This is a genomic window from Pseudoxanthomonas taiwanensis (assembly GCF_010093135.1).
Lineage (GTDB): Bacteria > Pseudomonadota > Gammaproteobacteria > Xanthomonadales > Xanthomonadaceae > Pseudoxanthomonas > Pseudoxanthomonas taiwanensis.
The window spans coordinates 1-740 of the sequence record NZ_PDWK01000151.1 but is presented as its reverse complement, the minus strand read 5'-3'; the positions used below and the strand labels follow the sequence as shown (position 1 = coordinate 740).

The window sequence follows — 740 nt, the reverse complement described above, 5'->3', positions numbered from 1 at the left end:
TCCTGAAGCGGCGCAATATGCTCACTGGCTACCTGCATCAGGCTTTTTTTTGTTTCTTCCGCCTCCCGGATCCGGAACAGTTTTTCTGCTTCCGTATCCTTCACCCAGGCTGTGCCGTTCCACTTCTGATATTCCCCTCCCGGCGATAACCAGGTAAAATTTTCCGGTAACGGACCGAGTTCAGAAATAAATAACGCGTCGCCGGAAGCCACGTCATAGACGGTTTTACCCCGATGGTCTTCAACGAGATGCCACGATGCCTCATCACTGTTGAAAACAGCCACAAAGCCAGCCGGAATATCTGGCGGTGCAATATCGGTACTGTTTGCAGGCAGACCGGTATGAGGCGGAATATATGCGTCACCTTCACCAATAAATTCATTAGTTCCGGCCAGCAGATTATAAATTTTTATGGTCCGTGGTTGTTCACTCATTCTGAATGCCATTATGCAAGCCTCACAATATAGTTAAATGCAATGTTTTTGACGGTGTTTTCCGCGTTACCCGCAGCGTTAACGGTGATGGTGTGTCCGTGTGAACCAATACTGAACGAATGGGCATGAGCACCGATAACAACCGGATGCTGGTGCGCACCAATACCAACTGTATGCGCATGTGCAACGGCACTCACGGCTGTACCGGACAATGAGTGACTGGGGCTGCCCGGACTGTCCGTTTTCGATAAAGAAGCAATAACCTGTGTGCTGGGTACTTTAACTGTGGAGAAACTTCCTGTAATG

1 protein-coding gene and 1 pseudogene are annotated in these 740 nt (G+C 49.2%); both read right to left on the bottom strand.

Annotated features, from left to right (window positions below):
* On the bottom strand, nucleotides 1-434 hold a 434-nt coding region (locus CR938_RS14320), incomplete at its 3' end, for a tail fiber assembly protein (protein WP_425502458.1).
* A gap of 11 nt (nucleotides 435-445) precedes the next feature.
* Nucleotides 446-740 (bottom strand): annotated as a pseudogene (locus CR938_RS14415) (hypothetical protein); the annotation flags it as partial.